General features: G+C 61.1%; 33 protein-coding genes. 9 read left to right on the plus strand and 24 right to left on the minus strand.

Translation table 11 applies throughout. The features are described 5' to 3' along the window. Window positions 1-296: 296 nt before the first annotated feature. The 7 genes from H4O10_RS10290 to H4O10_RS22265 all read right to left on the minus strand — a co-directional run bounded on the left by H4O10_RS10290 (window position 297) and on the right by H4O10_RS22265 (window position 5,097). The gene (locus H4O10_RS10290) at window positions 297-911 is read right to left on the minus strand and encodes a hypothetical protein (RefSeq protein WP_032971128.1); all 615 of its coding nucleotides are present in this window, start codon (window positions 909-911) and stop codon (window positions 297-299) included. Between the two features lie 48 nt (window positions 912-959). Further along, window positions 960-1,193 (minus strand): hypothetical protein, encoded by a 234-nt coding sequence (locus H4O10_RS10295; protein ID WP_071227533.1) that lies wholly within the window; start codon window positions 1,191-1,193, stop codon window positions 960-962. A 208-nt stretch (window positions 1,194-1,401) separates the two neighbouring features. Continuing rightward, entirely contained in the window at window positions 1,402-1,875 is a 474-nt protein-coding gene (locus tag H4O10_RS10300) for a BLUF domain-containing protein (RefSeq protein WP_111118675.1), read from the minus strand. A gap of 61 nt (window positions 1,876-1,936) precedes the next feature. Beyond that, window positions 1,937-2,119, minus strand: a complete 183-nt coding sequence (locus H4O10_RS10305; protein WP_138927470.1) for a hypothetical protein — start codon at window positions 2,117-2,119, stop codon at window positions 1,937-1,939. A gap of 187 nt (window positions 2,120-2,306) precedes the next feature. Then, entirely contained in the window at window positions 2,307-2,741 is a 435-nt protein-coding gene (locus H4O10_RS10310) for a BLUF domain-containing protein (protein ID WP_049430714.1), read from the minus strand. Between the two features lie 1,494 nt (window positions 2,742-4,235). Next, window positions 4,236-4,643, minus strand: coding sequence for a hypothetical protein (locus H4O10_RS10315; RefSeq protein ID WP_061478942.1), 408 nt, complete (start codon window positions 4,641-4,643; stop codon window positions 4,236-4,238). 76 nt (window positions 4,644-4,719) lie between these two features. Further along, window positions 4,720-5,097, minus strand: coding sequence for an H-NS family nucleoid-associated regulatory protein (locus tag H4O10_RS22265; protein WP_306765945.1), 378 nt, complete (start codon window positions 5,095-5,097; stop codon window positions 4,720-4,722). Between the two features lie 289 nt (window positions 5,098-5,386). Here H4O10_RS22265 and H4O10_RS10325 point away from each other — a divergent pair, with 289 nt between their 5' ends. Further along, window positions 5,387-5,761 carry an HNH endonuclease gene (locus H4O10_RS10325; RefSeq protein WP_111118673.1) on the plus strand — a complete coding sequence of 125 codons (375 nt, stop codon included), beginning with the start codon at window positions 5,387-5,389 and terminating at the stop codon, window positions 5,759-5,761. A 276-nt stretch (window positions 5,762-6,037) separates the two neighbouring features. Here H4O10_RS10325 and H4O10_RS10335 read toward each other — a convergent pair whose 3' ends face one another. After that, window positions 6,038-6,652 carry a hypothetical protein gene (locus H4O10_RS10335; protein ID WP_180845637.1) on the minus strand — a complete coding sequence of 205 codons (615 nt, stop codon included), beginning with the start codon at window positions 6,650-6,652 and terminating at the stop codon, window positions 6,038-6,040. Further along, entirely contained in the window at window positions 6,649-7,092 is a 444-nt protein-coding gene (locus tag H4O10_RS10340) for a hypothetical protein (RefSeq protein WP_049430725.1), read from the minus strand. Before H4O10_RS10340 ends, H4O10_RS10335 begins: the two co-directional genes overlap by 4 nt. Before the next feature lie 257 nt (window positions 7,093-7,349). Here H4O10_RS10340 and H4O10_RS10345 point away from each other — a divergent pair, with 257 nt between their 5' ends. After that, entirely contained in the window at window positions 7,350-7,898 is a 549-nt protein-coding gene (locus H4O10_RS10345; protein ID WP_049430727.1) for a hypothetical protein, read from the plus strand. 93 nt (window positions 7,899-7,991) lie between these two features. Then, window positions 7,992-8,330 carry a nucleotidyltransferase domain-containing protein gene (locus H4O10_RS10350; protein WP_046272133.1) on the plus strand — a complete coding sequence of 113 codons (339 nt, stop codon included), beginning with the start codon at window positions 7,992-7,994 and terminating at the stop codon, window positions 8,328-8,330. Between the two features lie 138 nt (window positions 8,331-8,468). Here H4O10_RS10350 and H4O10_RS10355 read toward each other — a convergent pair whose 3' ends face one another. Both H4O10_RS10355 and H4O10_RS10360 read right to left on the minus strand, forming a co-directional pair. Further along, window positions 8,469-9,260 (minus strand): hypothetical protein, encoded by a 792-nt coding sequence (locus H4O10_RS10355; protein WP_046272134.1) that lies wholly within the window; start codon window positions 9,258-9,260, stop codon window positions 8,469-8,471. Next, complete coding sequence (locus H4O10_RS10360) at window positions 9,257-11,026, minus strand: ATP-binding protein (RefSeq protein ID WP_111118671.1); 1,770 nt, start codon at window positions 11,024-11,026, stop codon at window positions 9,257-9,259. Before H4O10_RS10360 ends, H4O10_RS10355 begins: the two co-directional genes overlap by 4 nt. Window positions 11,027-11,687: 661 nt before the next feature. On the opposite strand from H4O10_RS10360, the gene H4O10_RS10365 reads away from it, so the two are divergent. Next, a complete protein-coding gene (locus tag H4O10_RS10365) occupies window positions 11,688-12,407 on the plus strand; it encodes a hypothetical protein (RefSeq protein WP_049430732.1) in 720 nt (239 codons plus the stop codon). A gap of 7 nt (window positions 12,408-12,414) precedes the next feature. On the opposite strand, the gene H4O10_RS10370 is transcribed toward H4O10_RS10365, so the two are convergent. The 6 genes from H4O10_RS10370 to radC form a co-directional block, all read right to left on the minus strand. Further along, a complete protein-coding gene (locus H4O10_RS10370; RefSeq protein WP_049430734.1) occupies window positions 12,415-14,610 on the minus strand; it encodes a fimbria/pilus outer membrane usher protein in 2,196 nt (731 codons plus the stop codon). A 3-nt stretch (window positions 14,611-14,613) separates the two neighbouring features. Next, window positions 14,614-15,273, minus strand: a complete 660-nt coding sequence (locus tag H4O10_RS10375; RefSeq protein ID WP_049430736.1) for a fimbria/pilus periplasmic chaperone — start codon at window positions 15,271-15,273, stop codon at window positions 14,614-14,616. 130 nt (window positions 15,274-15,403) lie between these two features. Further along, window positions 15,404-15,904, minus strand: coding sequence for a spore coat protein U domain-containing protein (locus tag H4O10_RS10380; RefSeq protein WP_049430738.1), 501 nt, complete (start codon window positions 15,902-15,904; stop codon window positions 15,404-15,406). A 115-nt stretch (window positions 15,905-16,019) separates the two neighbouring features. After that, window positions 16,020-16,475, minus strand: coding sequence for a hypothetical protein (locus H4O10_RS10385; protein ID WP_146256929.1), 456 nt, complete (start codon window positions 16,473-16,475; stop codon window positions 16,020-16,022). Beyond that, window positions 16,468-16,767, minus strand: a complete 300-nt coding sequence (locus H4O10_RS10390) for a hypothetical protein (RefSeq protein WP_111118667.1) — start codon at window positions 16,765-16,767, stop codon at window positions 16,468-16,470. Before H4O10_RS10390 ends, H4O10_RS10385 begins: the two co-directional genes overlap by 8 nt. Before the next feature lie 259 nt (window positions 16,768-17,026). Next, window positions 17,027-17,506, minus strand: a complete 480-nt coding sequence (gene radC, locus H4O10_RS10395) for a DNA repair protein RadC (protein ID WP_111118666.1) — start codon at window positions 17,504-17,506, stop codon at window positions 17,027-17,029. Window positions 17,507-17,777: 271 nt separating this feature from the next. Between radC and H4O10_RS10400 the strand changes: the two genes are divergently transcribed. The 3 genes from H4O10_RS10400 to H4O10_RS10410 all read left to right on the plus strand — a co-directional run bounded on the left by H4O10_RS10400 (window position 17,778) and on the right by H4O10_RS10410 (window position 20,187). Next, complete coding sequence (locus tag H4O10_RS10400) at window positions 17,778-18,752, plus strand: hypothetical protein (RefSeq protein WP_146256928.1); 975 nt, start codon at window positions 17,778-17,780, stop codon at window positions 18,750-18,752. Between the two features lie 100 nt (window positions 18,753-18,852). Continuing rightward, window positions 18,853-19,335 (plus strand): GNAT family N-acetyltransferase, encoded by a 483-nt coding sequence (locus H4O10_RS10405; protein ID WP_049430753.1) that lies wholly within the window; start codon window positions 18,853-18,855, stop codon window positions 19,333-19,335. 51 nt (window positions 19,336-19,386) lie between these two features. Further along, window positions 19,387-20,187, plus strand: coding sequence for a hypothetical protein (locus H4O10_RS10410; RefSeq protein WP_065428222.1), 801 nt, complete (start codon window positions 19,387-19,389; stop codon window positions 20,185-20,187). A gap of 199 nt (window positions 20,188-20,386) precedes the next feature. On the opposite strand, the gene H4O10_RS10415 is transcribed toward H4O10_RS10410, so the two are convergent. From H4O10_RS10415 to H4O10_RS10440, 5 genes are all read right to left on the minus strand, one after another. Continuing rightward, window positions 20,387-20,743 carry a hypothetical protein gene (locus H4O10_RS10415; RefSeq protein ID WP_049422125.1) on the minus strand — a complete coding sequence of 119 codons (357 nt, stop codon included), beginning with the start codon at window positions 20,741-20,743 and terminating at the stop codon, window positions 20,387-20,389. A gap of 119 nt (window positions 20,744-20,862) precedes the next feature. Beyond that, window positions 20,863-21,342, minus strand: a complete 480-nt coding sequence (locus tag H4O10_RS10420) for a hypothetical protein (protein ID WP_049430758.1) — start codon at window positions 21,340-21,342, stop codon at window positions 20,863-20,865. Continuing rightward, complete coding sequence (locus H4O10_RS10425) at window positions 21,339-21,677, minus strand: hypothetical protein (protein ID WP_111118665.1); 339 nt, start codon at window positions 21,675-21,677, stop codon at window positions 21,339-21,341. The genes H4O10_RS10420 and H4O10_RS10425 overlap by 4 nt, the downstream gene beginning before the upstream one ends. Window positions 21,678-21,978: 301 nt before the next feature. Then, a complete protein-coding gene (locus H4O10_RS10435; protein WP_146256927.1) occupies window positions 21,979-22,230 on the minus strand; it encodes a hypothetical protein in 252 nt (83 codons plus the stop codon). A 364-nt stretch (window positions 22,231-22,594) separates the two neighbouring features. Continuing rightward, window positions 22,595-23,164: a glycine zipper 2TM domain-containing protein gene (locus tag H4O10_RS10440; RefSeq protein WP_180845638.1), complete on the minus strand. Its 570-nt coding sequence runs from the start codon at window positions 23,162-23,164 to the stop codon at window positions 22,595-22,597. A gap of 129 nt (window positions 23,165-23,293) precedes the next feature. Between H4O10_RS10440 and H4O10_RS10445 the strand changes: the two genes are divergently transcribed. Then, on the plus strand, window positions 23,294-23,644 hold the full coding sequence (locus H4O10_RS10445) for a hypothetical protein (protein ID WP_197599724.1): 351 nt from the start codon (window positions 23,294-23,296) through the stop codon (window positions 23,642-23,644). A 420-nt stretch (window positions 23,645-24,064) separates the two neighbouring features. Then, a complete protein-coding gene (locus tag H4O10_RS10450; protein ID WP_049430771.1) occupies window positions 24,065-24,784 on the plus strand; it encodes a hypothetical protein in 720 nt (239 codons plus the stop codon). A 74-nt stretch (window positions 24,785-24,858) separates the two neighbouring features. Here the strand turns inward: H4O10_RS10450 and H4O10_RS10455 are convergent, their stop codons facing one another. Further along, on the minus strand, window positions 24,859-25,884 hold the full coding sequence (locus H4O10_RS10455; RefSeq protein WP_111118663.1) for a zincin-like metallopeptidase domain-containing protein: 1,026 nt from the start codon (window positions 25,882-25,884) through the stop codon (window positions 24,859-24,861). Window positions 25,885-25,952: 68 nt separating this feature from the next. Beyond that, the gene (locus H4O10_RS10460; protein ID WP_111118662.1) at window positions 25,953-26,168 is read right to left on the minus strand and encodes a hypothetical protein; all 216 of its coding nucleotides are present in this window, start codon (window positions 26,166-26,168) and stop codon (window positions 25,953-25,955) included. Window positions 26,169-26,236 lie beyond the last annotated feature (68 nt).

Genomic DNA, 26,236 nt, shown 5'->3' on the forward strand with positions numbered 1-26,236 from the left:
GGGTATGCACAAGGCTGAGACGGAGGCGTTGGTCAAGTTGGAGCTCCGCCTGAGCGAGTGCGAGAGGCGCCTGCCCAACGCTGAGGGCAAAACCAATGCCTTGGAGTATGCGGTCAGGGCTTTGGTGGCCAGTTCTGCCAATCCCACCACGGTGCGCCTTGCATGGGCCCACCTGATGCCCATGATCGTCGACATCCATGTGCCTCCCCAGCCAACGCTCCAATGCAGACTTTCTGCTTGGCTTGCGTCATGGACTGAGGTCCGTGGCCGAGCAAATCGACGCTTTGCCCTGCCCCCTAGAGACCTCCCAGATCGAGAACGGTTGCTTGGCCCTTTGAGAGAATTGCTGCCAACAGACGACCGCCCGCTAATGGCCGCTCGCTGTCGCCGTTGAGGTAAGCGGCTTGCAAGCGTCCTGCTGCCATCAACTCCGCCCGTCCCATGCCTGCTGGCTGATTCCGCAAGGGCTCTCCTGGCGACGCCAAGCCTCCCACCAGCGCTTGGACCACGGCGGGACGGCCATCTTCGGACTTTGCATAAGCGGTGGCAACCATGCGCTGGGCGTGCGCCGACCAGCCGCCCAAAACCAACTCCGTGTGCATAGCGCTGATGGGTATGCCAGCGGCTGCCGCCGCGCTCACGTAGTTTGGCCAGAGGCGATCAATCACGCCGCCAAGCTCGCCGGACAGCCGCTCTATCGTGAAGTCTGCTCGAAAACTGGCTTGGAGACAGAGCTCGTAGATTCTTAGGAAGAACTGGGCCGACCCACGCGTGGCCAAGACGGCGTTGTGCTGAGGCAGCAGAAGCAACTTGGCGCCCTCTGAGTGCGCCCCGGTTTGAGCATCTTGCGCAAGGGTATCGACGGTCACAGCCAAGTGATCGGCACTCAGCAACACGTTCAAAATGCTCATCTGCCGTCCTTGGGATCCATTCAGTCGATTGAACCTTCCAACGCCAATTCAGCCATTGGGGTTGTTGAGAATCTCAGACGCAATCCGCTCTCCCGCGTCCAACGCATGGAGGCACGACGACGCTTTGATGCTCAAATCCGAGCGCCCTCCCACGCCGTGGACCTCGACAGCGAGAAGAACCCAACGGCTTTCACTGAGCCGCCAGATCTCGGAGGTGTAAACGTGCTCTCCCACCGACAAGGTGACCCGTTCTAAATCTTTGCCCGGCTTGGAAGTACCCATGGCCCTCGAACCCTGACTGTTCAAAAGCAGTGTGCACGCGAACGCCGCTGGCCGCAATCAATCCCGTATGTTCCACGCTTGCCCTTCCTGCGACGCGGAAAGTCAGGCTCAGACGACTGCAACCTAGCAATTCATCCCTCACTGGCGGCCGGCAATGTGACTCCGAGCGTCGCTTCGTTCCTGTGTAGCAGACCGCTTGCCTAAATGCTCAGTTCGCCCCTCCTTTGCTAAGTGGCCTAGACAGGGGCCCAACGTAGACCGAGGCAGCCGGCCCACCTGTGAATCGCACAAGGAGATCCATCGCCGTAGCATTCATTGCTTCCGCATCGCCCCGCTGCGCGAAGCCGGCCCAGCCCGCCATCGCGATGCTCTGCAGCTGGCCCTTATTGGCCTCAAACAATCGCATTGGCCACCGCGGCAGCCGGCGTTGCGAGACACGTCCGCGTGCCAACTCAATCAAGTTCAGGTGGCTGCGCGCTTCGGATGCCCTGGCGTATGCAACGCGAAGGCCGTCCGGTGCGCCTTCCATGTAGGACAGGAAGCGGGCCCCGTCGTAGAGGGTCACACCAGTCACCCCGGCTTGCCTGTTGAACCGCTCAGCATCGGCCATCAACTCAACCAGTCGGCCAGCGGAGAGGTAGGGGCTGGCCTCGCTCACAAAGACCACCGCACGATTTGGCATGACATGCTCCAATGACTGCTTTAGACCAAAAAAACTGCCGGGTCGTGGAGAGCGACACGCGCTACTCGGCACCCTTTGATTTTGCCTTCCAAGCGCCGGTTTCCAAGTCCTTCCGCAGCACCCAATCCTTAGCGGGAATCTTTGCACCACGGGCGGTCAGGTAGCTCGGCATGGAAAGAATGATCTCACCGTCTTGAACCAGACAATTGGTCGAAAGGACCACGCCATCGCTGAGCTCGACCAAGCACGTGATTCCCTCGCCCGATTCGGCCTGCTCTCCGTTCAGGGTCGCTGCGGCCCCAGGGTAGATGTGGCTGTGAGTCAATTCCAACCGCATGGCAGGCCCCTATCGACTGTGCCAAATTGCCAACGCCCGTGCTTCCGCTTGTCCGATCTCAACCGCGGGACCTACAGGCAAGTCCGCTACCCCGTCATCGCGGGATGTCATTCATCCGACTGTTGACCAATTCGGCAAGCCGTTCCATTCCCGTTTCAGGCACGAACTTCCCACCGAAGCGCTGGGAGAAGTTAACCCAGTCCGACCTCATCAACCCTTTCATCTCGGCCTCCGACACTGGCAGGAAGAGCAACGCATGCGCAGGGAACCGCAACTGCTGGATGGAGCCCCGCGCCAGCTCAACGATTTCGGTATGCAGGGTGAAGGACTGGGTGTAAACGGAGCTCGCAGCCACCGCACTCGCTGTGCCTTCCAAATACGTTAAAAACCTGCTGCCGTCGAAGCATACAACTGCACGCGAGCCGCACTTGGCATTGAACTCTCGGCCTGCACGCATGACTTCGGGCAAGCGCTCCTCACCGATCTCTTCCACAGCCGCGCTTACGAACACCACCGCACACTTAGACATTACGGGCTACCTTTCACTCGGCACCAGTGCAAGCCGGCCAACGTGGATCAGCTGTGTACAAAACGCAGGCCAGCTTGAATTTCAGTTTTCAGTTGCGCTATTCCTGAACCTTTAAGAGTGCTCCATGGCTAGCCCCGTCCCCGACTCAAGTTGGCTGCAAGAGCAATGACCTCGCTAGGGATCACGGCCCCGAGGTGCGCGAGAACCGCGGCTTTCGTCCCTCTTGTGGCTCCGTGGGCGGCGCGAACTGCGAGCTACGGACGATGGACAGGATCAGTATCCGACAGCGGCAGCGGTGAGAGCAACGCCTGCGCGCCGCCCGTCATTTCGGCCGTCCGGGTAGATGGGCTCACCGCACCACAAACGGCCGATCTGTAAGCGAAACAAACCGAGCGGGTTGTGTAGGGCTTAAATCCTTTGGCGGCCCGCCAGGCTCAGCCGAAGCGATCATTGCTCCGCCGATTCAGGCCCCCGGTGCACGCGAGACAGACGCCAGCCACCGTGCGACTTGAAATAGCCGGTGTCGCCCGTCAACGAATAGCGGACTCCGGCCCAAATCGATGTCGCTACGGAGCTGTGCCAAGCGCGAGCCTTCTGGTAGGTGTAGTGAAACGAACGCATCATCTCGCTCTCCTGCGGCGCAACCATTCCCGGCAGGACGGCGCCTTGAAGAGCGCGATTACAAGCTGGAGCAGCGCCAGACCAGTTGCGGAAGCCAAGATAACCATAGCAAGAGACAAAAGTAGTTCCATGATGGGGTCCTACAGTCCCACGGGTTGGCAGCAAGTCATAGCGCCCGGGCCATTGGCGCTCAGCGGCCCCCTGTCCGCTTGGGGGTGAAGATCGCCGCAACCGCGTGACATCAGCGTGAAAGTCATCTGCCGATCGTTTGCCTATGAATCCACCCAAAGGTACCCCTGCATCGGCGCTCTACCCCAGCCAAGTCGAGTTGATTGAACGGTTCAGGCAACGTGCCTATTTCCATCAGTTAGCCTTGCCAATCTTTCGGAAGAATCATCCGACACTGGCCGCTACGTTACCGATGGGTCAACTCCCGCACGTTGACCGTTCGACACAGTTTCCCCGCCGCTTCTAAAATCAACCGAGTAGATGCGGCGCTGGTGCGCAATCGATCGCGGATGAGGCGCCAAGAAAAAGCCTCCCGCGGACATCTACGCCCGATCAGCTTTAGCCGCTGAGGCCAATGGCAGGCAGCAGCTAGCTTCAATTCCCTCTGCCGCACCACACCCTCACCCATCAGTTTCGATATCAAGACTTAGGCCTTTACCGCTGCATCCTGATTTGATCGCATGCAGGACCAGGGGCAACAGCAAGCCAGACGAACCAAGGCCCTTCGCGTGTGACCGCGGTGATCTGCGCTTGAATGGGGATTCTCGCCCCCGTCCCCCGTTGCCGGGTGAGATGGCCTCGACGGCACACCCACGGTAACCAAAGCTCTTCGGGCCACCATGAGGGGCCCATGGGCATCCGGTGTCAGACTTCTTCCCGGAACACGTCGAATTTCTCGGCCAGCCACTGCTCCACGGTTTTCCCTTTGAGCTCTTGGGCCAAGTAGCTGGCGCACAACGAGCTGCCGTCCGAACGCAGGTTGGCCACCGTGTGCGCAGCCATGACTGCAGCCCCAAACAGGTGCCCCTGGGTGCGCCCGTTTTCCTCCCACCCTTTGGGCAGCGATTCAATGGCCGCCAAGGCTTCTTGCCCTGACAGGTATTGGATGCAAGTCAGGTAGGACCATTGGAGGCCCACTTCCTCGCGCAAGCGCCTGCCGGCGGCCTTCTCGTCCAATCGGCCCTCGGCACTGTCCAGCAGCACGTGGGCGGCCGCGATGGCTTTGCCTTGCGGCGAGAGCCGGCTCTTCTTCTTGGGGCACAGGCCGCGCATGATCAGGCCTTCTTGCCGGCCTTCTTGGCGACGGCTTTCTTCGCAAGTTTCTTGACGGCCTTCTGGGCGGCCTTCTTCACCGGCTTGCCCGCCTTCTTGACCACCTTGCCCGGTGCCTTCTTCGATGCGCCATGGGCCGGGGGAACTTCGCTCCGGGGTTGGCCTGAGCCCACGCCTTGCCCTCGGCGGACTTGGCCCACGCGGTGAAGGCCTTGGGGGCCAAATCCCGACCTGCCCACGTCTCACCGGTTGGGAGGCGATACTTCGGCGCGACCTTGCCCAGCTTGCGGCCCTTTCGGGGTCCCGGGGCAGCATTGGCGGCGTGCGCCGGCTTGGCGTCGATCGTTTCTCCGATGAGCTTGGCCACCTGCCGCCGCTGGGCCGGACTGAGGACCTTCGCATACTTCTGCAGGACCGCCAGGGCTTTGGGCACCTCGCCGTCGCGCTTCTCCACCAGTTTCTTCTGGGCTTAGAGCTGTTTGATTTCGGCGTTGAGGGATTTCAGGGTGGTCAGGGCCAAAGGAGCGTTCCGGTAGGGAATCCAACGGTTATAGCCCATCGTTCCTAGCATGGCCACCCGAACGGGCCCCATCTTGACACCCACCACCCTGGGGCGCGATAACTCCCTTGCCGCGAGGGGAAATGCCCCCGGCGTATTGCCTGCTTAGCTCAAGGCAACAGGTTCCCGATTCGATCGCACAAGCGACAACGGGATGGTTTTTCCTGTCTTTTGAGATCTAAGCATGCCCAAACTCCAACGCTTGAGAACCGACGCTTTCCACGCCCAGAAGGGCCGCTGCTGCTACTGCAGCCTGCCGATGTGGAACGCCTCACCCGATGAACTAAAGCCGTTCGGCCTGCGCGCCAAAACGGCCGCGCCGCTCCGTTGCACCGCTGAGCACCTGGTGGCCCAGCAAGAGGGCGGCAAGGACGTGGCCGGCAACATCGCTGCCGCCTGCTGGCTCTGCAACACACGCCGGCACAAACGCAAATCGCCGCCCTCCCCCGAGGCTTACCGCGCCTTCGTGCAGAAACGCTTGGCGAAGGGCAAGTGGCACCCGCCGGTGGTGGCCAGACTACGTGTCAAAGCACCTGGAACGCCACCACACGACGGATGAGTTCCGCCACGCTCACGTGCTGCCGCTGCGCCTCGCGGCGGACGCGGTCGGCCAAGTCTCGGGAAGCTCGGATAGGCGGCAAGCGGTCGTCCCTGGGGCCGGCAGCGGGAGAGCGCAGCAGCTGGGGGCGCGCCAGGTAGGCGGTGAGCCATTGGCGCACGGCTTCGCTCTCGCTCACCCCGGCTGCTCTAGCGCGTGCGGCCAATGCCTGGCGCAAGGTTGAAGAAAGGGACACTTTCGGCAGCACGGCCGTCAAGGGAGGCTTGGACGTCAGCGTCACAGCCTCTGCCTCGGTCGGCCCACGGGGGCTGGGCGGAAGAAGCGCTCCAATCGTTTGGTCTCCAGCAACGCTTCCATGAAGGCACCCATGGCGTGGGTGTAAGCGTCCTCGCTGGCCGCCAACCGCAAACTCAGCGCAAGCCGTTCCCACTTCCCGTTCGGTGCGCATGCGATGGCGAACAGCCAGTGGTGCGTCCAGTCATCCTCCAACCTATCGGACGCGACAAACAGCACCTGGTGATCCCGTTGGCATGCCAGCGACAACAACGCACGTCCAACGGCTCGAAGGTGGGCGAACCGCAGCAGGTCGCGTTGTTCCGCGTCAGCCATCGCCAACTCATCGATAAATCCCTCCGGCAGGCGAAACCCCACCCGGTAGCCCGCTGCACTTTCGTAATGAGCGGCGCCCTCCCACAATTGCTGAATCCCATCGAAGTCCTGGCCCAACGCGAAGCGCCGCATGGCGTGCTCGGTCACCTGTCCGCGCAACTTCAACACAGACAGGCACGAACCGCCCCAGCGAAGCCTGTCCAAAGGTGTCCCCAACAGCGCACTGAAAGAAATGCCGTGGGCGATGATGTCCTGGCGACAGAGGCACGAGAGATCAATCACCAGAGGCCTTCCTTCTTGCACGCCTCAGGGTATTGGCTGGAATGGCTGCAAGGACGTTCCAGAATGTTCTTCGAAAACTCATAAGCGCCAAGCGCGTAGTCGGCCTCCCAATCCACCAACTCCTTGTTGTCGCCTTTCAGGCAAACCGCCCATTGGTAGCGCTTAACCTCATCCTCTCCCCTCTGGAAGAGCTTGTAAGCCTCTATCTTCTCAGTGCCCGGCACGTTCATCCGGTAGAGCACCTTAAAATTGTCGGCTGCCGCCACACGCGCCTCGTTCAGCCTGCAAGTCAGCCCATCTTTTTCCCACGTTCCATCGGAGCATTCTTTGGGAACGCCCTCGTCGGCCACGGCAATGATCTCGGCAGCCATGGGCATCGCCTCCTCGATCGCCTGCGCCCTCTTGGTTACCGCATCCTTCTTTTCCAGCTTCTCCGTCAAAACGGCGATGGTGAAGAGGACGCAAAAAAAGGCGCCGACATCCCCAGGGTGAACTTACCAACCTCGCTCAGGATGTCCCACGCCCGGTCCCAACCCTTCATGCACCCTCCTTTCTGGAATACGTTTGTATTCCTTCTCCCCCATGCAAACAGAGAGCGGCGCGGTGTCCAGGGCTTCGGGACGGCTAAACTCAGAATGTGCGGCCTCTGGCCGACAGATTCAGAAGCCCGCATCCTCCACCGACCTTGAAGGCACCCATGCCCGTCTCTGATCCCCTCGCGTTCGACCTGCTGCGGGCGTTCGCGCAGCTGGAGTTTCGACTCAAGAACGATCCAGGCTTTCTTCGCGCCGGTCCCTACCGAATGGCCCAGGTGAACTGGCCTGCGGTGGATGAAACGGTGTCACGGCTGGACGATTCACTCTTCTTCGATCGGGTGTCGGACAGCACGCGCGAGCAGATTCTCTCACCTCCGCGTGACCGCCCGATGGTCCAAGAGGTGGTGGTGCTCAACGGCCTCAACCGCGCCGTCTTCCAGCGCCTACCCCTTCAGCAATCCAATGCCTGCGCTCTGGTCGAAGCCGCACGCCGCGTGCGCAACAACCTCTTCCACGGGGGCAAGGAGGAGCCGCATTTGGGCGATGATGACGAGTGGGCCGCCGCCGCACTGGACGTGGCCGAGTGCCCGCTTCACCTGCTGAACTATGGCACGCTTAGATCGGGGGTAGGCCCGTGGGGGAGATGGGACGCCCATGCTTTACCTGAAGACCGAATAGCTTGTCGCCGGCAGACACCGGCCGACCGGTAAGCTGCTGTGCGCGCGGCAGCAGATCCAAGAGCACGCATCATAGGATGATAAAGTCCGCCCCAGCTGGACAGCTGATCTGACATTGGAGTTGCAATGGACCTAGAAGTGATCGAAGCAGTGCTGCTGAAATGGGCTCGCCAAGAACCTATCATCGCGAAGATCCACTTGTTCGGGAGCCGGCTAAGAGGCGATCATCGCCCCGACAGCGACATTGACATCGCGGTGGAGCTTGATCTTTCAGCGGCACCAGGAGTCGACTTTAGCGATGGGTTCGCGACCTTCAGCCGATACTCCGAGCACTGGGAGGCCGAACTAGCGCAACGACTGCCCATCCCGGTTGACTTGGAGTTCTACCATGGCCCCGAGGAAACCCCGATCCTCCATGCGGGGCTCGAACGGTCGGGAAAGCTCATCTACGAAAAGTTTCGTTAGAACATCGCGCTCCGGAGCACCTAACGCCGCCGCCCCAGCCCCGACTTCCGCCCTGAGCCACGAGCGCTTCGATTCCACCATTTCACTATTTCGATGGAACCAAGCGCTCACCCGGGCTACTCAAAGAGACAACACCGGTTAAATGTCGTGCTGTTTGACAAAGCGAGATACCTTCTGCGCCTCAAGGTCTTTGTTCCAGGCCTTTGCAAAATCGTCTGGAACATCTAGGTTTGCCTCGTCGAACTTTACGGTAGCCGGCAATTCACGCCAGAACAGTTCAATAGACGCAGCAAAGTCATCGACGTGAACATCCGACACCTCCATGTCGGTGTCGTCGAACAAGTTCCATCCGTGAGAACTTGCTCGCAAGAACTCCGGGTAGCGCAGCTGGAGATCGTCCAATGACTTCCCCTCCCCGTGCTTGAACACATTGACGACCAACCGCATGGCATCAATGCGTGGGTAACAGGCGAGAGCAGAAAGGTCCAAGCCGATGGCTTCAAGCAACCTCTCCAGCTTCGCGCTATCCAGCTTCCAAAGAGCGCGCCGCGTGTTGTCGCCGATCACCAACTTGGGCCACCTAAACTCACGAACGAGGAAGCGTCGAAATGTCTTGTCCCAATGGTGATACATGCCAGCCACCACACTGAGGCGGGTTCGATCATGCATCTCACTTAGAAGCTGGTAGAACTCGACGCCGTGATCGCGCGCAGCGTCCGCTAGATCGCCAGGGTCGTGCCAGTCAGGGTCGAAGGACTGACCGCTGCGCTCCCAGTGCTCGGATTCCGCTTGATCGGCCTCCGCCTCAATGTTGGCGAACTGAGACAGAAGGCGGGTCTTGGCCTGCTCAACGTAGAACCGATGCTCCGAGACGCGGAGCTCCCGTTCGGAATCCACCAGCTGATAGGCGCTCCACTCGCGGCCGCTCATGCCGGCTGAACCGCAGGCGGGGCATCCAGCCATTCGATCAAGGATCGAATGCCATCTGCGTCCGAGCAGCAATCTTCCAGTGGCTCGCTCTCCAATCGGACTTGGAGAGACAGCCAGGCGTGTTCCGACTTCTCCGAAATCCCAAGGTGAGGCTCAATGGCACCAGCGCCCCACAACCAAAGGCCTTGAGCACGCATTTTCTGTATTAAAGCAGCGATGTGGGGCTTTGCTTGGTCATCGGCCGCAAGCAACTCGAATGCCTTCGAAGCCGGCCCTTGAATCCCCTTGCAAGGCAACGCTCCGTCTAAAGTCACGACGCCCGCGCCTGCCATCCTCGCGAGAACGTTCTTGCACGCAGCAACATCGGGATCATCCGCCTGCAGGAAACCATGCTTTGTTGCTTGGCGGAAAGCGAAATCCAAGTCCACGATGGCACACGCAGGCAACCCTAGGGCAGACAAAACTTCCATTGACTTACGAGTATCCGAGACCCCACTCATCGCAACAATTGCCAACGATGACTGCCCCATGGTTTTGCCCGCCACCAACTGGAAGATGGATGGCAACAGCCGGAGTTCGGTCTTCCCTTCTGTGAGCACGACTTTGTCGGCAAACAATATCTGAGACGAATTTGTCAGGCTGAATAGCTGCTGGAGTTGATGCGTGGGATTGTCCACCAATTGTTCTACGACGGATTGCATGCGCGGACGGGCTTTGGTTCCCTCCGGATGCTTTTTCGTCATTAGCAGAGCGTTCTTCGCGTCCTTGGCCAAGATCATCTGAGCAGAGTGGGTTGAGAACACGACCTGATATCCAGCCTCTGACAACGCACGCAAGGCTTCACGCACCTGCTCCACTGCAAAGGGGTGCATGAAGAGTTCCGGCTCGTCCACCAGCAGTAGCGTTACTCCGCCCGCAGCCGCTGCTCCACGCTTGAGATCCGCCAGATGCCGGACCATGGCCATCTGGATGGCGCGCTGCGCGCCATGGCCGTATGACCCGAAGGCACGTCCACGCCCCTCCCCTTCGTAAACTTTGACAGTTCCCGCCTTAATGAGGTCATTGAAGACCGGCACTGGGAAATCCAGCTTGATGTGGATACCAGGAAAAAGATCCGAAATCTTACGATTGATTGAATCGTCGATGCGACCCAACTCTTTAAAACGATCCCCACCTTCTGCAGAGATCATTCCTAGGATGGCTGCCAAGTGCGGGGTCAAGGCCTCCTCGTGCTGCTCTTGGATAGCGGCAAGCATCGAGGCCAGCAGCTTGCCGATCGTGGTCGTCGTCTTGGCCTTACTGGCGTCCTCCTCAGCATTCTCCATTGCTCCGATGCGAATAGGATCTGGAAAGAGTGCTGAGATGGCGTTATCGATGCCCGTAGGGTTCGGCTCCCAGTCGCCTGTGTCGGGATTCATCACGGTCAGTTCGGTGTCGCCCCCAGGCACCTGCTGTTCGCGACGAACCATCAGCGCCCCGTCCCGAACGTGTCCTTCAATCTTCTTTCGGTGCTTTTGCTCCAGGACCGCCAGATCAGCCTCGGTGATCCCACGCAGCGTTCCCATCACTTGCACCGGCAGGGTCGGCTCGTGGAAATCTTCCACACCAAGCTTTGCCTTACGCACGAGCCATTGGAGCGCGGTAAGACAATTGCTCTTCCCGCAATTATTCAACCCAACCAGCGGTGTAAAGCTGGTCAGCTGCAAGCTTGTGGAAACACATGATCTAAAATTCAGAACATCCAAACTTGAGATGTAGACAGCCATTCCATTGCCCCCTGTTATCCTGATTACTTACCGATCGCTGCAGCTGATCGGTAAGGCTGCTGTTGTTTTCATCCCTCAACTGCGCGATGAGGCAGACGGCCCGCCCGTCGCTGCGCTCGGCCCACAACTGTCCGACCAGGCGCCCTCCCATTTTCCGGCCAGCCGTAGATCAGTCCCCGCCGTTGTAGTCCACCACCAGCAGGAGCCCTTCAGCAAGACGAGCGACGAAGCCTGGTTAGCCCCGAAGGTCTACCGTTGCCCAGCATATCAATCATTTATCACAACAATACTTTCGGCGATACTACCCTTTCCAGCCTTCAGATTCAGATCCATGGACCAGGGACAGTAGTGCTCCGGAGGTGATGAGCCTCCTGGCGGCAGTCACACGGTAGATGAGCCGTCATGCGAACCAGGCAATCGCTACGCACGACCTCCAAACCACCAGAGGACACGGCTTGTTGGCCCAAGCATTGTTCATAAGCAGCATATGAGCCCCCTCTCAGCCCCTGAGACAGTGGCCTCGCCTTGCCCCCCCCCTGTCTCGACACCTCTTGGAGCACCTGCCTCTCGCCCGGCTTGGGGTCGAGTGAGGTTAGAGTAGTAAAAACTGCGCAGGGGATGACAACGCGCAGGCTCTCAAACGGAAATTAAGGGGAACCGCATGGCTCATGACACAGACTCGCAGAAGATCAGCTTGCCCGAATGGCTGTCCATCAATCCTTGGGCGATCGTCTTGGTCGTCACTGCATTGATTGCAGGTATTCTCATGGGAGCACAACACAGCAAGGTTCCAGAGCTTGCCAACGTCATTGTCGGCCCGGCCGTAGGTTCGTTCCTTGCAGTTGGAGCTGGTGCATGGCTCGCGAATTGGCAGGAGCGCCGAAAGCGCACCGAAGCCAAAGTCTTCATCGCGCCTATCTTGGGTGAGATCACCCAAGCCATTGAAGGCGCCATCAACGGTTACGCAAATTACGAACGGCTTCTTCAGGAGCATAGACTCACCAAGCCAGCTCCAAAGGATGGACGGGTCGCCGCCGCCTCTTGCTTAGCAAAGCTTGAGGAAGAGGGCCACAAGATCAATCGCCGGCTGCACCAGCTCCAGACGGCCTTCAACTCCGTGGGCTATCAAGGCAGTGTTCTGTATGCAGACGCGCTGGAGATCCTCAAACGAATCCAGTCACGACTGGACAAGCACTCAGAGGAAATGGGGGAAACGGACGCTGACATTTCCGAGCGCACCGTCGGCGACCTCATTGATCTGTGGCGCTGGTCCGATTCCCTCAAAGCAACGGCCGTGTCTGGAAAATACACACCATCGATTCGGCCATTGCCCGATGGGGTCCGAAACGATCACCGCTGGAGTGCTAGCACGCCGTCCTGACAAATTTCTACTTGCAATCCAGATCGAGAGCGACCGTCGCGTTGCCCAAGTTGCTGGGCAACGTGGCCTTGCAGACCCCTTCCACCTCCACCGTCTGGCCGGGGCGCGGCTGCTTCAGGTAGAGCACCCCGTCATAGCCCACCTGGGTGGTCTCGGTCGCCGTCTTGGCCACCGTGCCCGCTTCGATGGCCGAGCCAGTGAGGCGGAAGGTGCGCGCGGCCTCGGTCAGGACCGGGAAGGTAAGGTGCATGCCGGCTTGGCGGCCAGCGGTGGCGGTTTGCTCGATCTCGGCCAATTGGGTGCCCAGTGGCAGCGCCCGATCGTCTACGCGGACCTCCGTGGGCACCATCGGGGTCACCTCGCCCACCACCAGGCGGCCTTGGGCGTTGGTCTTCCCCACCAATCTGCCGCCCACCCTCACCGGCACCCCGGCTTGGCCGGGCACGTCCACCACGGCGAAGGATTCGGCCGGACCTAGGAACGTCACGCCCTGGCGGTCCAGGTGGACGGCACCGGCCATCGAACCGGAAGCCCAGGTGCCGCTGGGCCCGTGCTCGGCGTTGATCTGGGCCCACCCTGCCCGGGTGGTCCAGTTGGCGTTGGCCCGGGCGGTCTGGCCAGCCGCTCCCTCGTCCACCGAAGCAGACAAGCCGACAGGGGTTCCCAACACCGTGGGACGGGCGCGTCCTTGGACGGCCCAAGCGGTGGCATCGGGGGCTTGCCGGGCCCTAACGCTCACGCCCTTGCCCCGGCCGAAATCGTAGCTGTAGCCCACCTCCACCCGGGTTTCCTTGCGCTCCAGATCGCGCAACGCGGAGACGGCCACGGTGTGCCCGTAGCCACGCCAAGTCAGCCCGGCGTCGGCGTAAGCGGTGCGAAAGCGTGGCGTGCGCACGTCCGAATAGCTGGCCCGAAGGGACCACTGGGGCGTGGGCCGCCAGAAGACCGAGCCTCGGGTGCGCTGCTCCACCTCCACCGCATTGGAGGCGCGCAGGCGCCAGTAGTCCTGTTGGCGCTCGTGCTCCAGGCGCACGCCAAACCCCGGGCCGCGGTAGTCGTAAGCCATGGCCTGCCGTTGGCCGCCTTGGGTTGACGTGCCCACTTCCAGATCCAGCGTGCCGTAGGTGCCAAGCACCGTGGTGGCCCCCAACGCCACGTTGGCCTTACCGTTCGATGAGGTTTGGGCGGTGCCGCGCAGGCTCCACCGGTCATTGAGGCCCCAAGCCACCGACCCGGTCGCGCCCAACGTCCCGTAATCGCTCTCCCCTTGCCGCACCCGGCCGGCGGCGACTTCCCAGGTGGTGAGCCCTTTGCGCAGCAACGTGGGGGCAACGTAGAAACGCTGATCGCTCACCACCGTTTCGCGGCCGTAGGGGTCTCGCACCACCACTTGGGCTTGCTGCGCACCGGCGCCCAAGGCGCTGCCATCGGCCGTGAACGGCCCCTTCCCCACCTGGCCCTGCAGCACACGGGCGCGGTTGGCCAGGACTTCGACCGTGGCCGGATCGAGCGCCACGCCACCGAGCATCGGGACGGGATAGGTGGGCGTCAACGGGTCCAACGCCCGCGGGTCCTTGGCCACGCGCACCCCGCCCAGGTTGACCGGAGAGGACGACGGACCAGCGAACACATCGCCGGCCTGGTAAGTCACCAAGCGGTTGGGATCGTCTTTCTGCCAGCGCGTCACGCCGCGAACGTAGCCGGTGCCCGACGCGTCGGTGTTGACCTGCCCGCTGGTGCTGACAACGCCCCAACGGCCCGCCTTGCGGACTTCGTGCCCCAAGGAGAGCGCCTGCTGTTGCTCGGACACCATGCCCGCCACGCTGTAGTTCACCAGCACCCCGGGAGCGGGCGGCGCGATGGGGCCGCGCTCGGCGCGGACACGGGACACGCGCTGGGCTTTGAGCCGGTCTGCCGGCAAGTCCAGAGCGACCGTGGCGCTGGCCTCGTCCACGGCAAAGCCCACGCCCAGCGCCTGGGCGCTCATCGGATCCGTTTGACCCGGTGGAAGCTGGAGTCCGACCTCGCGCCACGTGGCCGGCTCGGCGAACCACTGACCGCCTTGCTGCCAGAACGTGAGTGGATCCGCCTTGGCCTTGCCGCCGATCACCGGCACCAGGAACGCGGGTGCCACGCCTTCGGGCACCGCTGCGCTGGCCGACGATGCAGCCAGCAACAACAACGCCAAGGCGTGGCCACGCATGGATCACCGCCCCACAGGGACGGTGACGGGCTGGCCGTTGACGGTGATTGAAAGGTTTTCAGCGCGCTGCCCGGGCTGGGCCTCGTAGGTCATTGAGGCCCCCGGCAGGGTCCAACCCAACGCACCCTCGCGCCACGGCTTGCCACCAGCCGGGCCGATGGACGACACGCGGGCGGCGGTCTGGCCGTGGTTGGTCAGCCGGTAGCCCTTGGGCACCGCCTGGACGGTCACCTGGGGGACAGGCGCGTTGGCGACCTCAAAGGCCACGGGCAAGTCCTGGTTGACCAGCAACTGGACGCCTTGGACGTTGGGAGCCCTGAGCTGCATTAGCAGGACGCGGTAGTAGCGCCGCTCGCCCAGCGCGCCCACCCTCATCAACCGGGCGGTGCGCTTGGATTGGGGCGGGACGTCCACGAAGGTGGGCGCCCCCACGATATCCGTGGTGGGTGAAAACACGTTCTGCCCTGTGACCTGATCCCACCCCACGGCTTTCACCTGGTAACGCACCGACGCGTCGCCGCTGTTGTGCAGGGTCACGGCGACGTGCTTGGCCGAGGTATCGGCCATCAGGGTGGTGGGGCCGACGGAGATGGAACCGGCGGACGCCGAAAAGGACAGCAAGGACGCGGCGGCCACGGCCAAAAAACGTTGGGAATGGGTCATGGGGTCTCCTTTGGGGGTGTCTCCATTCAAGCTAGATCGGAATACCATTCCGTCAACCCATACCTACTCACCTTTTCAGCAACAAAAAGCCCCCGGGGCAAGCCGGGAGCGTCGGGACAACCGATGGGGATCAGTTGTAAGTGGCGGTGACGGTGACCGTGTCGGTGTAGTTGCCGCCCACGGCCTGCTTGAGGGCCAGGAAGCGCACCGCGTAGTTGTAGCTCTGGACGGTGCCGTCGCCAACGCCGGTGAACGCGTCGGTGTCATCCCCCCAGACTTGGCTTCCCTGCGGGTCCTTGAAGAAGCCGTAGGGGATGTAAGCCCCGGCGCCGTTGGTCACAGCCCGGTAGGTCTCATACCCGGAAAGCAGGCCGAAGTTCTGCCCCTGGCCCGGCGAAATGGAGTAAGTCGTGCCCGCGTTGCACACGATGCTCAGCCCGGAGGTGCGGGCGGCAGCTTCAGAGATGCCCGACCAGTCCATGCCTTCGATGGAGGTCACGGACAGCTGGCAGGTGTTGGTCAAGGTGCCCTGAATCGTCAGGTCCGCGGTGGTGTCGGCGGCGAACGCGGGCACTGCAAGCGAAGCCAGGGCGATGGGCAGAAGGGCGCAAAGGAAGGTCTTGCGTGTCACGGGTATCGTCTCCTTGAGAGGGATTGAGTGGGGATGAGTAGCCCCAGAAAGGGCCATCCCCTTACCGATACCTCGAATCTGAAAACGCGCAAGGGGGGGGGCATTGAGTCAGCGGTCAGAGCCTGGCTCGTTTGCCACCGGCCGCTGACTGTTTCCATAACCCATCCAGCTCACGCGCACGGTGCTGAGCCATTGCCTCCTGAATCATCCGCTGAAGGACGAACGCAAACGCGTCAGTCACAAAAACGCCCACGCCGATCCCGCAATCATCCGGCAAGCTGGAAATCTGTTTTATCGATGGCTGGTGAATGACCTCGTCGAGCTCAGGGGGCAGCGGGTCCACGAACGTGTCAATGAACGCGCGCACCTCGGTTTCGGCTGATTTGCAGAGGTCGGCGTCAGTGAGCAGCACCCGCAAGTCGGCAAGCGTGGGAAGCCACACCGTATTGAAGAGCGGGCCACCCACCGAGGGACTGACGAAATGGATGCCGTGAAGCACGGATGCCCTCTCACTCTTTCCGAGCCCCCCGTCTCCCCAATGACCGTTCATCCGAGGGGTCACGTCACCCATCATTAGCCAGTTCTGCGCGCCGCCGCCCCTGCTCTTCTCGCCAGCACTTGAGCAGGTGTTTGTAACCGGGCTTGGCTTGGGGGACGTGAAAGGATCGTCCGTAAACGTTGACCTTCCCGCCGTTATGGAGTTCGACGGCATGAACCGCACTCCATGTGGTCGCCCAGCCCAGGCTGTCCTCTTCTTCAAAGCTCACGGGCTCCAAGGAGACCGCTGCATAATTTTCAATCAAGCCGGGATTCAATCCCAACGCGATCATCTTGATTTCGTTGGTTGTGACGGTTGCGCTCATGTGACACCTCTTGTCTTGGTCGGCGGCATTGCCTACCACTGAATTCAAGGTAGATCACCCTGAAAATTTGTCCACGGCCTTAGTGGACAAAATCTTGACTAAAAGCAAAAAATGCGGAGCTAAGGCCGCAGTTTTTCCTAACATCACTTATCGCGCCGAAGGCGTTGGTGCTTTCCATCCATGCGGATGCTTTTTCAGATGCCGGCGCGCAGCGACCGGCGGCGGCTTCCGGCACAGGCTTTTTCTCCCACGGGGGTGGTCACACCCACCCCCTTGAGGCCATCGACACGTGCGAGGCGCCCGCGATCACCAGGTGATCCAGCACTCGGATGTCGAGAAGCGCAAGGGCCTGCTTGAGGCGGTCGGTGATGGCGCGGTCGGCCGCGCTGGGCTCGGGGTTTCCGCTGGGGTGGTTGTGAAAGAAAATGACCGCGGCGGCGTTGTGGTCCAACGCCTTCTTGGCGACGATGCGGGGATGGACTTCGCACCCGTCGATGGTGCCTTGAAATAGGTGCTCGGTGGCAAGGATGCGGTGGCGGGTGTCCAGGAACACCGTGCCAAACACTTCGTGATCCAAGTGCGCGCAGCGGGCGGTGAGGTAGCTGCTGGCGGTGTTGGGGTCGGTGATGGCCCCTTGGCGCTGCAGGCGGCGCCCCAGGATGTGCGAGGCGGCCAGGAGGATGCCCTCTTCGTCCATGGCCAGCTGGTATTGGGCCCGCATGTCGTTGGCTCGCTTCATTTGCTTTCTCCACCGGCGCGGGATGCGCCTCGTGGGGACCGGTGGGCGAAGCGTTGGACGAATCCGCACCCGGGAGCGAGCACCGCCAGGCGCGCAGCGAAGGGCCGGAACAGCGTGGAGGAGGCTTGCCCTTGCGGCTGCGTCAGCGGAGGCAGGATTCCCACTGAAAGAGGCGACTGCCCGGATGGGGAATTCAATCGAAGGATTGAAGAAAGGGTTTGAAGGCTTGAGGATGAGGTATCTGGCCCCCGCAAACCGTCACGAGACCCCGATGGACTACCCTGACCTTGCCCCACTGGAGGAAATCTCCGGTCCGTTCGCCCTTCTTTCGAAGGGCCCAAAGTTCATCGCCGCCTGGCTTGCCAAGCGCACTGAGGAGCGCTACGGGGAGTTCACCCGTGCCGCGCTGGAGGGCCAGGTGTTCTCCGAGAACGCGGAGGCCATGACCTCGGAAGATTTTCTGGCCATGCTGCGGGCATTGGAGATGGACATCGAGGCCGAGAAGGCCACCGTCTATGGCCGCCTTGCCTGTTCAATCGCTACCGGCAAAACCGCAGGCCATCTCAAGCGCCACTTCATCAAGGCGCTGAGCGACTTGTCGTTTGGCCAGATCGATCTTCTGCGACGCGCTTTGATCGCCGAGCGCCACCAAATCTTTCCTGGGAGAGGCGGGGGTAACCTGGACCCAAAGGAATTCCTTGGACTGCAGTCGAAAAGCAGCATCAATCGCCAGACTTTTGAACGCTGGGGCCTGATCGAAGAGAAAGGACTGAGCCTCGCAGGCCGACGGTTCGTAGAAGCGTGCTTCGCCGGCGGAGAGCTAGAGCCCTCTGCGGTAGGGTTTCAAGAATGGGCGAAGGGCCAAATCCACATCGTCTGCAATGAAATGGATACACCAGCCTGCTATGACTTTCTGTTAAAGCTCGACGAGGTGGGCCACGCGAGAGCAATTCATGTGCACCATGGCGCCGCCGTTCGTGGGCGTTCCAACCGCCTGCTGACACCCGGGCCCGTCATGGTGATTCTGCTCACCGACAACCCTCAGCTTTTCGCAGACGAGTGGACCACGGTGGAAGACACCATCCGAGGGCGAGCTCTGACGGTGGTGGCCACGACCGATCCGAATGCGCCGTTGCCCGCCGCCATGGCGGGCTTGGAACGCATAGATGCGTCACCGGACCGTGCCGCAGAAGCCGTGACGGCGATACTGGAGCGCTTTGAAGCAAAAGGGTTGCGGGGCGCCTAAGTCAATGATTCCAGAGGATGACCTAGCCAGTCATGGGCCGCTTGAGGGCTCTTATCGGAACTGCGACTATGAGACAGCTTCTCTCTAACGAAGGTGCACTATGCCCGACATGGTCGATCCCAGCCTTGCTCTAGCGTCGTTCCAAGAAGCCCTTGCTGCGGGCGGCCTTCGGCTGGAGCGAGGCCGCATCGATCCAACGATCTACCTGCACGTGGATCACCTCCAAGGCAAGCCGCGATTCACTTACGTCCATTTGGACGGGAAAACCGTAACGGCCTTTGCCAATTTCGTTCCCAATGGAACCTTTGAAGGCCATGCAAACCTAGCGGTTGGTTACGCGGTCCCCGAGCGTTATCGAAACCAGGGGCGCGCCAAGGCCATCCTTGCAGCGGGCATTACAGAGCTCCAAAACGGCTTTCGCGGGCATCCGCCCTTCTACATCGAAGCGGTGGTGAGCGTGAAAAACCCCGCTTCGCAGAACGTAGCCCAGGAGGTTCTGGGCGGCGAGCCTGAGCCAATCGTGGATAACCATTCGGACGAGCCCGCCCTTCGATACGCAAAACTGCTCCCAACCGGCAAGTAGACGGAGACGTCCTTACCCTACTTTGAACCCTGCATACCGCAAGGAACGCACATGAGCACCTTCTCAGAACGCCACAACTACAGCTCACCAGATCCAGAAATAACAATACGCGAAGGTGCCCCAAAAGAGCTTCGAGTCCATGTCATTCAGGGCGCGATGCTGAACGGCATGAACGAAATCCATCTACAGCAAATTGTGTGCGAAACCCTTGGCGAGCTTCCCAATAATTCGGAAGATGTGCTCGTAGAAGTGAGCCAAATGCTCGAATCCGCCGAGTGGTTCGAGATCTACGACCTGATCGAACGTATTGCATCCAAGCTTCCCGAGCGCTCCATTGCGCTCATGAAGCCAATCAAGCCACGCGACAATTTCTCTTCCTACATCAACAAGATCTTCCGGAAGAACGGGATCGGCTGGCAACTCTTGGGGAACCGTATTGAATTCCGCGGTTCAGAGGCATTTGAAGTAGCCATCAGGGACGGAACCAGCGAGTTGCGCAGCGCTGGAAAGAACACGACAGCCAATGAACTCCACGAGGCATTGCGCGATCTGTCTCGTCGCCCCAACCCCGAGCTCACCGGCGCTATCCAACACGGGATGGCCGCCTTGGAATGCTTGTCGCGGGACATCACCGGTTCCAAAGACACCTTGGGAAAACTGCTAGGAAGAAACCCCAAGCTGCTTCCAGCGCCACTCGGAGACGCCACGGAAATGATCTACGGCTTTGCCTCCAACAACGGCCGCCACCTAAGAGAAGGCGGCGATCCGACATTGGAAGAGGCGGAACTTATCGTTGGACTGTCAGGCGTTCTGTGTCGCTACCTGGGCCGCAAGCATTCTCAAAGCAAGTGATTGCACGCGCCATACACCATGGCCAGAGTGGCCGCCAAGATCATGGCGGTCACCGAGCACTACTTACAGGCCAAACGAGGCCTCACCGACAGCGACTTGCATGCTGGACAGAAGAGCCCCAAGTTGATCTTCCGCTGAAAGTGATGACTGCACTTCTCGCAAACAAAAAGGTAAGGCGCCCCTGGAACGAAGCCGGGCATCACTTTCCTTCCTTGCGCTTGAAAATGACCTTTCCGCCAGCCTCGTATTCCACATCGTAGCCTTTGTAGATTGCGAGGATCAAAGAAAGACCAAGGCTTGCGGCGGTGATGATGCCGATGATCTCGACTCCAGTGACCGCCGCGACCGCCCCCAGGCTGAGCGTGCTGAGCCCAGCCGTTACTGGAGCGAGTCCAACCGCAGCAACGATTGCTGCAACACCGACGGCACCAAGCTTGGCGAACTTGCGCGTCTTCTTCAGGTCGTCTGCCAACTTCCCCACAACCACAATCTGCTGCGCCTTTGCATTCTTGGCCGCTTCCAGCTCATCCCGCGTCCTTACTGTCACGCTTGCCATAACGCCCCCTGTTGTTAGCAATACCAGTGATGGATACCCTGAGCAGGATAGCCGAAGGGAACAACGTGTTCCTAGCAGCAATGATGGTGCCCAACTGTCTCTCCAGTTGAGACTCGAACTCAGCGCATCCGCTGCCACGGGGCGTCCTTGGGAGCCTCCACCGTAACCTCGGCAACGTCGTCTTCAGCGCGCCATGCCTTCCCTTCGAGCACCATGGCGAGCCCTCTGGCACGTGCGATAGCGGCCTCTTTGGCGGTCGGCGGGTTCCATGGCCGATGCTCGTCCAGGTAGCGCTCCGTGGACGGCCTCAACTGCAAGCCACCGCTCGGCAAGGGCAACGCCCGATCATGGCGTTTGTCTTGTTGACGGGCATAGGCGACCTGCTCAGGCTCCCCAAACGCCTCCCGGTGGGCATCGAGCATGCGATCAATGGCGTCCACGTCCCCGCGGGCATGGAGCGATGCGGTGTAAAGCGCTTGAAGCAACGAATCACGCTCTTGATGAGCTTCCTCGCCCGTGCCTTCGCCCTGAAAAAGCCCATCGTGGCGAGGGCGGGCGTCGACGGCGTCTGGGCGGAACCGCCCGTGACTGGTCCTCATGCCCGCCTCCGGGTCAGCCCGCTGCCCTGAAGCAGCCCACACGTGATCGAATAGACGACAAGCGCCAGCGTGGATGACAGGTATAGGTTGGAAGGATCTAACCAGACTTGGCTCACCACATGCTGTAGCTGGTAAGCCAGCAGTGCCAAGCACGCGTAGAACAGGGCCAACCGCCACAGCAATGCAGCCACGGATGGGGCGTCCTCTTGGCCGCCTTGGAACGCCTCCCAGCCGCTACGTGCGCTGCGTGCCTTGGAGGCGCACAGCCACGCGTTCCCGAAAGTGACCGCGGAGAGGACAAGCTCAGACAGCACGACCACCAGAAAAAGGGTCATGGCATTCTCCTCTCGGTTGGAAGCAGGCCATGAGCCTGCAGGTATGCATGGACCGCCTGCCGGGTCACGCCCAGGCGCTTGGCAATTGCAGGGCCGTTGTCCCCCTGCTCCAGGAGGCGCACCACCAGGGCGTGTTGGTCAGCCAGTGGGCGCCGGGGCTTTTGACGCAACCTCAGGTGGGCCAGATCGGCGCTCACCACGGGCGATGGAACGCCCAGGGCTTGGGCGATGGCCGCCCGGCGATGTCCCTCTCGGAACATCCGGGCGACTTCGGAGCGGCGGTGGGCAACGGATGGCCGCTTCATGAGCCCAACCACCAGCCCGCCCCAAACGCCACCATCCCCAGAGGGGCGCCGACGCTAACGCCCCAGCAGAAGGTCTGCCAATCGCCTTCAGCCTGTTCCTGCTGACGCTTCCTCAGTGCAGCGATCACCAGCAGCGTTCGAAGCTGTGACAGTTCTATCTGCTGGGAGGCCACTTGGGTCCGCAGCCCTGCGAGCCGAGGTTCATTCGCATCGTTCTGGTCGTCAACATGGAGCAGTGGTTCGCTCATCACCGCTCCCATCGCCCCTTGAAGGATCGCCATTCCTGGGCAGCATTGCGCTGCCTGACAACCAGCGGACGAAGGATCCCAGTGCTCATGCCTCCACCTGGCAGCCCAACGCCATTCGGCTGAGAGGTCGAACCACGGTGCTTCACTCTTTCCCATGCACGCCTCCACCAAGTCGTTCGCTTGCGAGGCGCTGATTGGATTCCCCAACCCTGGCTTGCACGCAGAAGGTCGATCTGCGAGAGCGCCTCGGCTGAAAGGGCGGAACGTCCGCTTTCGTCCATCATCACGGCGCCAGGTGAGCGCTTGAATGCTTCCACGGACAGCGCAGGGCGTGTGCGCTTGCCAGTAAAGGGGAGCCATTTCATCAGCGCTCCTCATTGGTCAAACCAAGGACGACATGGGCGCGTTCGTTGTCCGATGATGCATTGATGCCAATGGCACAAGGGCTTCCGCAAGAACGATAGTAATCAGCCGGCACCACCCGGGTCTTGCTTCCCTTCCCCACCAGGAACACCCGATCACCTTCGCGCACGTTCACGTCGGCGTCTTGGACCACCGCGAGGATGCGCTGGCGGCGATCGGACAGGTCGCGCACGTAGATCTCCACTGCGGTGCGGCCGCTGAGGCCCTTTTGAACCGCGGTTCCGGCAACCGCACCGATGACGCCACCGGCCACCCTGGCGGCATTGCGATAGTCCCGGTTCTTGACCTGGTTAGCAGCCCCATAACCAACGGCCGCCCCGATGGCGGAGCCGGCGTTCAGACGCTGGTCGGACTTTAGTTGAACCGTGCGAACCATCAGGACCTCGCCCAGTCGGGCGTCCTGGACGGATAGGGCCTCGGACGAACCGTAACGGCGAGCGGAGGTGGAATCGGCAGCAAAGGCGGCCGGAGCAGACAACGCCAGCGCAAGGGACAGAACAATGGATTTCAAGGTGCACCTCCATTTCATGAGTAGGTTCACCTATGCATAGATCGATTCTGGAAATGCGCAAGGGGGTGCTTCGGAGCTCGGCTACACAAACTGTAGTCCGCGCCATTAAATTGACGGAAAAGCGACAAAATGAAACATATGGACAGAGATTGCTGCTCAGGCGATGATTCTGCCCACAACTCAAAACCAACAGGGAAATGTATGGCAAGGAAGAAGAGTTCATCGGCCGCAGGTGCCGCGATTTCGACCGGCGGCGGAGCTGTCGCTGGCGCAACTTCTGCGATCCTCGGCGTAACCAGTGGTGCAGCGGCCGGAACCGCCGGTGCAGCCGCCGTGACCTCCGGCTTGGCAACCGTCGGGAGCGTTGTGGGCGGTGGTATGCTTGCTGGACTGGGGGTGGTCGCGGCTGCACCAATTGCGGGTGGTGCGGCGATGTTCGGCGTCTACAAGCTCTACCAGCGCATGGCATCCAAGAAGTAACCGCTCTGCCTGGCCCACTGCCACACGCGGTTTCCCTCTGCGTCGCGCAGGCTTCGTCAATGTCTGCAAGTGGCCATCCAAGCTAGCAACCTTGGTGGCCGCTCTTACCAACTTGTGGCTCAAGCCCCTGGACCCAAAGGCCACGTTGACCTCAATGCCCCGCTGGCGCGGCCAGAGTGCGAGCGTGACGCTCAAACCCGAGCGCACCGAGGCCGTTCATGCAGGGCTAGCAGCCGGCGGAGTGCGGTGCAGTCCGCGCCTACACGTTGGGATGCACGATGGGTTCGCGCATGCTCGATAGCACACGGATCGGAATTTCTGTTACTGCACGTAGATCAGACTGGCCATTTCTTCCCCTTTCTCTCTCGCCCCTCCGCGTCTGGCAAGGAATCTGAAACCGGCAAGCTCTCCTGTCGTGCAATGTTCCTGATCGACATTCAACCTGTGATGATGTGGGAACGCTCTCCCTCAACCTGCCAAACCGTCTACGGAACTGGCAAAATTGCAGGATCACTCACAGGGGGAAATTGGATGTCCGACACAACCTACAGCCACCGCATCCTCAAGACTTATGGCCTGCTGGTGGACTTCGAAGGTAAACCACGCCTCAAGAACGTTCCGTCGCCTCTAACCGGTCAAAAGAAGGCAAAGGAGACGATGGAAAAGTGGACGCAGCGAGTGCTTGGGGATGAGGTCAGCAAGGTCCGTATCTACCGACCGGCGCGCGTTAAGAGTGACACACTGATTGCCAGTCTCACAGACACGCACGACGCCAAGCTGGTGCGCGACATTGTTCGCGGCGCCGTTCGCAAGAAGAGCAAATCAGCGAAAGCAAAGATTGAAGAGATCAAGGTAGAGCACGCCGCCGAGCTTAGAAAGCGCCGAGCCACCGCGCGAGACCTTCGGAAAGCACACGAAGAAAACTTGTCGGGAAAGCTCGATGAGATCCTGGCTGCGACGGCCTATCTGCCGTTGGATGACCTTCAGGACTTGGTGGTGGAACTCGGAGAGGACTTGAGCCCTTCGGTCCGCAACTGGGCACTTGCATTGACTCCGGCCAAGGATGCTGACGAGGTTTCCGTCATCGACGTTCTCAAGCAAATGCTCCTGCGTATGGACGTGCTGTCGAAGAATAAATAACCAGAATTTGTCAGCCACTGTCGCGCACCCTTCCTCCCGACAGGCGGGTGCGCGTTCAGTCGCTTTTTCGCGGGTCAAACTGCCAGGTTCAGACGCCCCCCTCTTGCCTTGAAGCGCGGTCGCGGCTGGTCGTTGGCGGCATGTTTTTCGACCTCCTGCAGATTGGCCGCCACTGACTGCCGCTCCTGCTCAACCTTCTGGAGCGGCTCGCGAACCAACTCGGGCACCTTCAGGAACTCCACCACCCGCTCGGCCGCCGCCGCGGCTCGGAAGAGCTCCCGGGGATCGTCTCGGAGGATTTTGATCCACGACTTCACGTAAGCCGCGTGCTGGGTTGGATCGTGGCCAATGCCAAGGCGTTCGCCCATCAGCATGGATGACACCTCCGCGACCAGTTCTTCCTTGGCGTAATCGATGCTCCCAAAAGCCCCCTTCTGATCGCGGTTGAGGCGGGTGGGAAAGCCGGTCCAGTGGCCCAGTTCGTGCAACGCGGTGGCGTAGTAGCCGCTGGCCGAGTGGAAGCTGTTGCGCTGGGGCAAATGGATGCTGTCCGTCATCGGCCGGTAGAACGCCTGGTTGCCCCCGTCGTGGTGGATCTCGGCTCCGCTGTCCTTGAGCACGGCTTCGCAGGCCTGGTGGATGTCGGGCTCTGGGCGCGGGGGTGGCAGGACCAGTGCCGGCAACCCATCGATCTGCATTGCGTTGAACACCCGGGGGAAGAAGACCTTGGGGCGGGCCTTGGCGATGAGCTCGGAGTCCCCGCTCTTCTTGGCCTCTTCGACCGGCGACCAATCCCAATACTCAATCACGCTGGCTTTCTCGCCTTTGCGAACCTGCGCGCCCACGGCCGCGGCTTGCTTGTAAGTCATCCACCGGTTGTCCTGGGTGTCCCAGGCGCTCTGTAGGGCCCACAGGTGGAGCAGGTTTCCGCCCCGGTAGCTCTTGCCCGTCGTGGGGTTCATGGGCAACCCGAGGTCCACGCGGGCGTCCCAGGGTTTGAGGAAGGGACCGGTGCCCTCCTCCATCTGACGGATCAAGCGCTCGACGACGTCGCGGGAATGGCGCTGAAGGAAGCTTTCGTTGGGGGTGGCATCGGACACGGACAGGCTCTCCTGAAAGGCAAGGAAAGGCGCCTGTCGGCAACGCCAAGGGGGTTAGACTGGAAACTTCAATCGCGAATGGTGACGGCGCGCCCCTGCTCCAGCTGGCTCTCCAGCAACGCCAAGACCCGGTCGATGGCCAAACCGGTGCCGCGGTCCCCGTCGCCCTCCTGGAGCTGCACGCGGACGCCCTCGGGGGTTCGTTGCACGGTGAAACGGGGGGAGGCCGCCAAGGCGTCTTGGCGGTCCATGCTGTCGTCTACGAAGGCATCGGAAGGAGTCATGGTTTCAGCATGCGACAGGATGGGGATTTGGCAAGCCCCCGCCCCGGCTGCACCTGCTGACAGGGGCA

Source organism: Stenotrophomonas sp. I18B00994 (assembly GCF_014145825.1).
GTDB classification, from domain to species: Bacteria; Pseudomonadota; Gammaproteobacteria; order Xanthomonadales; family Xanthomonadaceae; genus Stenotrophomonas; species Stenotrophomonas maltophilia.

Bases quoted from the DNA above. Each gene is read 5' to 3' on its own strand.
- H4O10_RS10290 (WP_032971128.1), bottom strand. From the start codon at position 911: ATGAGCATTTTGAACGTGTTGCTGAGTGCCGATCACTTGGCTGTGACC.
- H4O10_RS10295 (WP_071227533.1), bottom strand. From the start codon at position 1,193: ATGGGTACTTCCAAGCCGGGCAAAGATTTAGAACGGGTCACCTTGTCG.
- H4O10_RS10300 (WP_111118675.1), bottom strand. From the start codon at position 1,875: ATGCCAAATCGTGCGGTGGTCTTTGTGAGCGAGGCCAGCCCCTACCTC.
- H4O10_RS10310 (WP_049430714.1), bottom strand. From the start codon at position 2,741: ATGTCTAAGTGTGCGGTGGTGTTCGTAAGCGCGGCTGTGGAAGAGATC.
- H4O10_RS10315 (WP_061478942.1), bottom strand. From the start codon at position 4,643: ATGCGCGGCCTGTGCCCCAAGAAGAAGAGCCGGCTCTCGCCGCAAGGC.
- H4O10_RS10325 (WP_111118673.1), top strand. From the start codon at position 5,387: ATGCCCAAACTCCAACGCTTGAGAACCGACGCTTTCCACGCCCAGAAG.
- H4O10_RS10345 (WP_049430727.1), top strand. From the start codon at position 7,350: ATGCCCGTCTCTGATCCCCTCGCGTTCGACCTGCTGCGGGCGTTCGCG.
- H4O10_RS10350 (WP_046272133.1), top strand. From the start codon at position 7,992: ATGGACCTAGAAGTGATCGAAGCAGTGCTGCTGAAATGGGCTCGCCAA.
- H4O10_RS10355 (WP_046272134.1), bottom strand. From the start codon at position 9,260: ATGAGCGGCCGCGAGTGGAGCGCCTATCAGCTGGTGGATTCCGAACGG.
- H4O10_RS10360 (WP_111118671.1), bottom strand. From the start codon at position 11,026: ATGGCTGTCTACATCTCAAGTTTGGATGTTCTGAATTTTAGATCATGT.
- H4O10_RS10365 (WP_049430732.1), top strand. From the start codon at position 11,688: ATGGCTCATGACACAGACTCGCAGAAGATCAGCTTGCCCGAATGGCTG.
- H4O10_RS10370 (WP_049430734.1), bottom strand. From the start codon at position 14,610: ATGCGTGGCCACGCCTTGGCGTTGTTGTTGCTGGCTGCATCGTCGGCC.
- H4O10_RS10375 (WP_049430736.1), bottom strand. From the start codon at position 15,273: ATGACCCATTCCCAACGTTTTTTGGCCGTGGCCGCCGCGTCCTTGCTG.
- H4O10_RS10385 (WP_146256929.1), bottom strand. From the start codon at position 16,475: ATGGGTGACGTGACCCCTCGGATGAACGGTCATTGGGGAGACGGGGGG.
- H4O10_RS10390 (WP_111118667.1), bottom strand. From the start codon at position 16,767: ATGAGCGCAACCGTCACAACCAACGAAATCAAGATGATCGCGTTGGGA.
- radC (WP_111118666.1), bottom strand. From the start codon at position 17,506: ATGAAGCGAGCCAACGACATGCGGGCCCAATACCAGCTGGCCATGGAC.
- H4O10_RS10400 (WP_146256928.1), top strand. From the start codon at position 17,778: ATGGACTACCCTGACCTTGCCCCACTGGAGGAAATCTCCGGTCCGTTC.
- H4O10_RS10405 (WP_049430753.1), top strand. From the start codon at position 18,853: ATGCCCGACATGGTCGATCCCAGCCTTGCTCTAGCGTCGTTCCAAGAA.
- H4O10_RS10410 (WP_065428222.1), top strand. From the start codon at position 19,387: ATGAGCACCTTCTCAGAACGCCACAACTACAGCTCACCAGATCCAGAA.
- H4O10_RS10415 (WP_049422125.1), bottom strand. From the start codon at position 20,743: ATGGCAAGCGTGACAGTAAGGACGCGGGATGAGCTGGAAGCGGCCAAG.
- H4O10_RS10420 (WP_049430758.1), bottom strand. From the start codon at position 21,342: ATGAGGACCAGTCACGGGCGGTTCCGCCCAGACGCCGTCGACGCCCGC.
- H4O10_RS10425 (WP_111118665.1), bottom strand. From the start codon at position 21,677: ATGACCCTTTTTCTGGTGGTCGTGCTGTCTGAGCTTGTCCTCTCCGCG.
- H4O10_RS10435 (WP_146256927.1), bottom strand. From the start codon at position 22,230: ATGAGCGAACCACTGCTCCATGTTGACGACCAGAACGATGCGAATGAA.
- H4O10_RS10445 (WP_197599724.1), top strand. From the start codon at position 23,294: ATGAAACATATGGACAGAGATTGCTGCTCAGGCGATGATTCTGCCCAC.
- H4O10_RS10450 (WP_049430771.1), top strand. From the start codon at position 24,065: ATGTTCCTGATCGACATTCAACCTGTGATGATGTGGGAACGCTCTCCC.
- H4O10_RS10460 (WP_111118662.1), bottom strand. From the start codon at position 26,168: ATGACTCCTTCCGATGCCTTCGTAGACGACAGCATGGACCGCCAAGAC.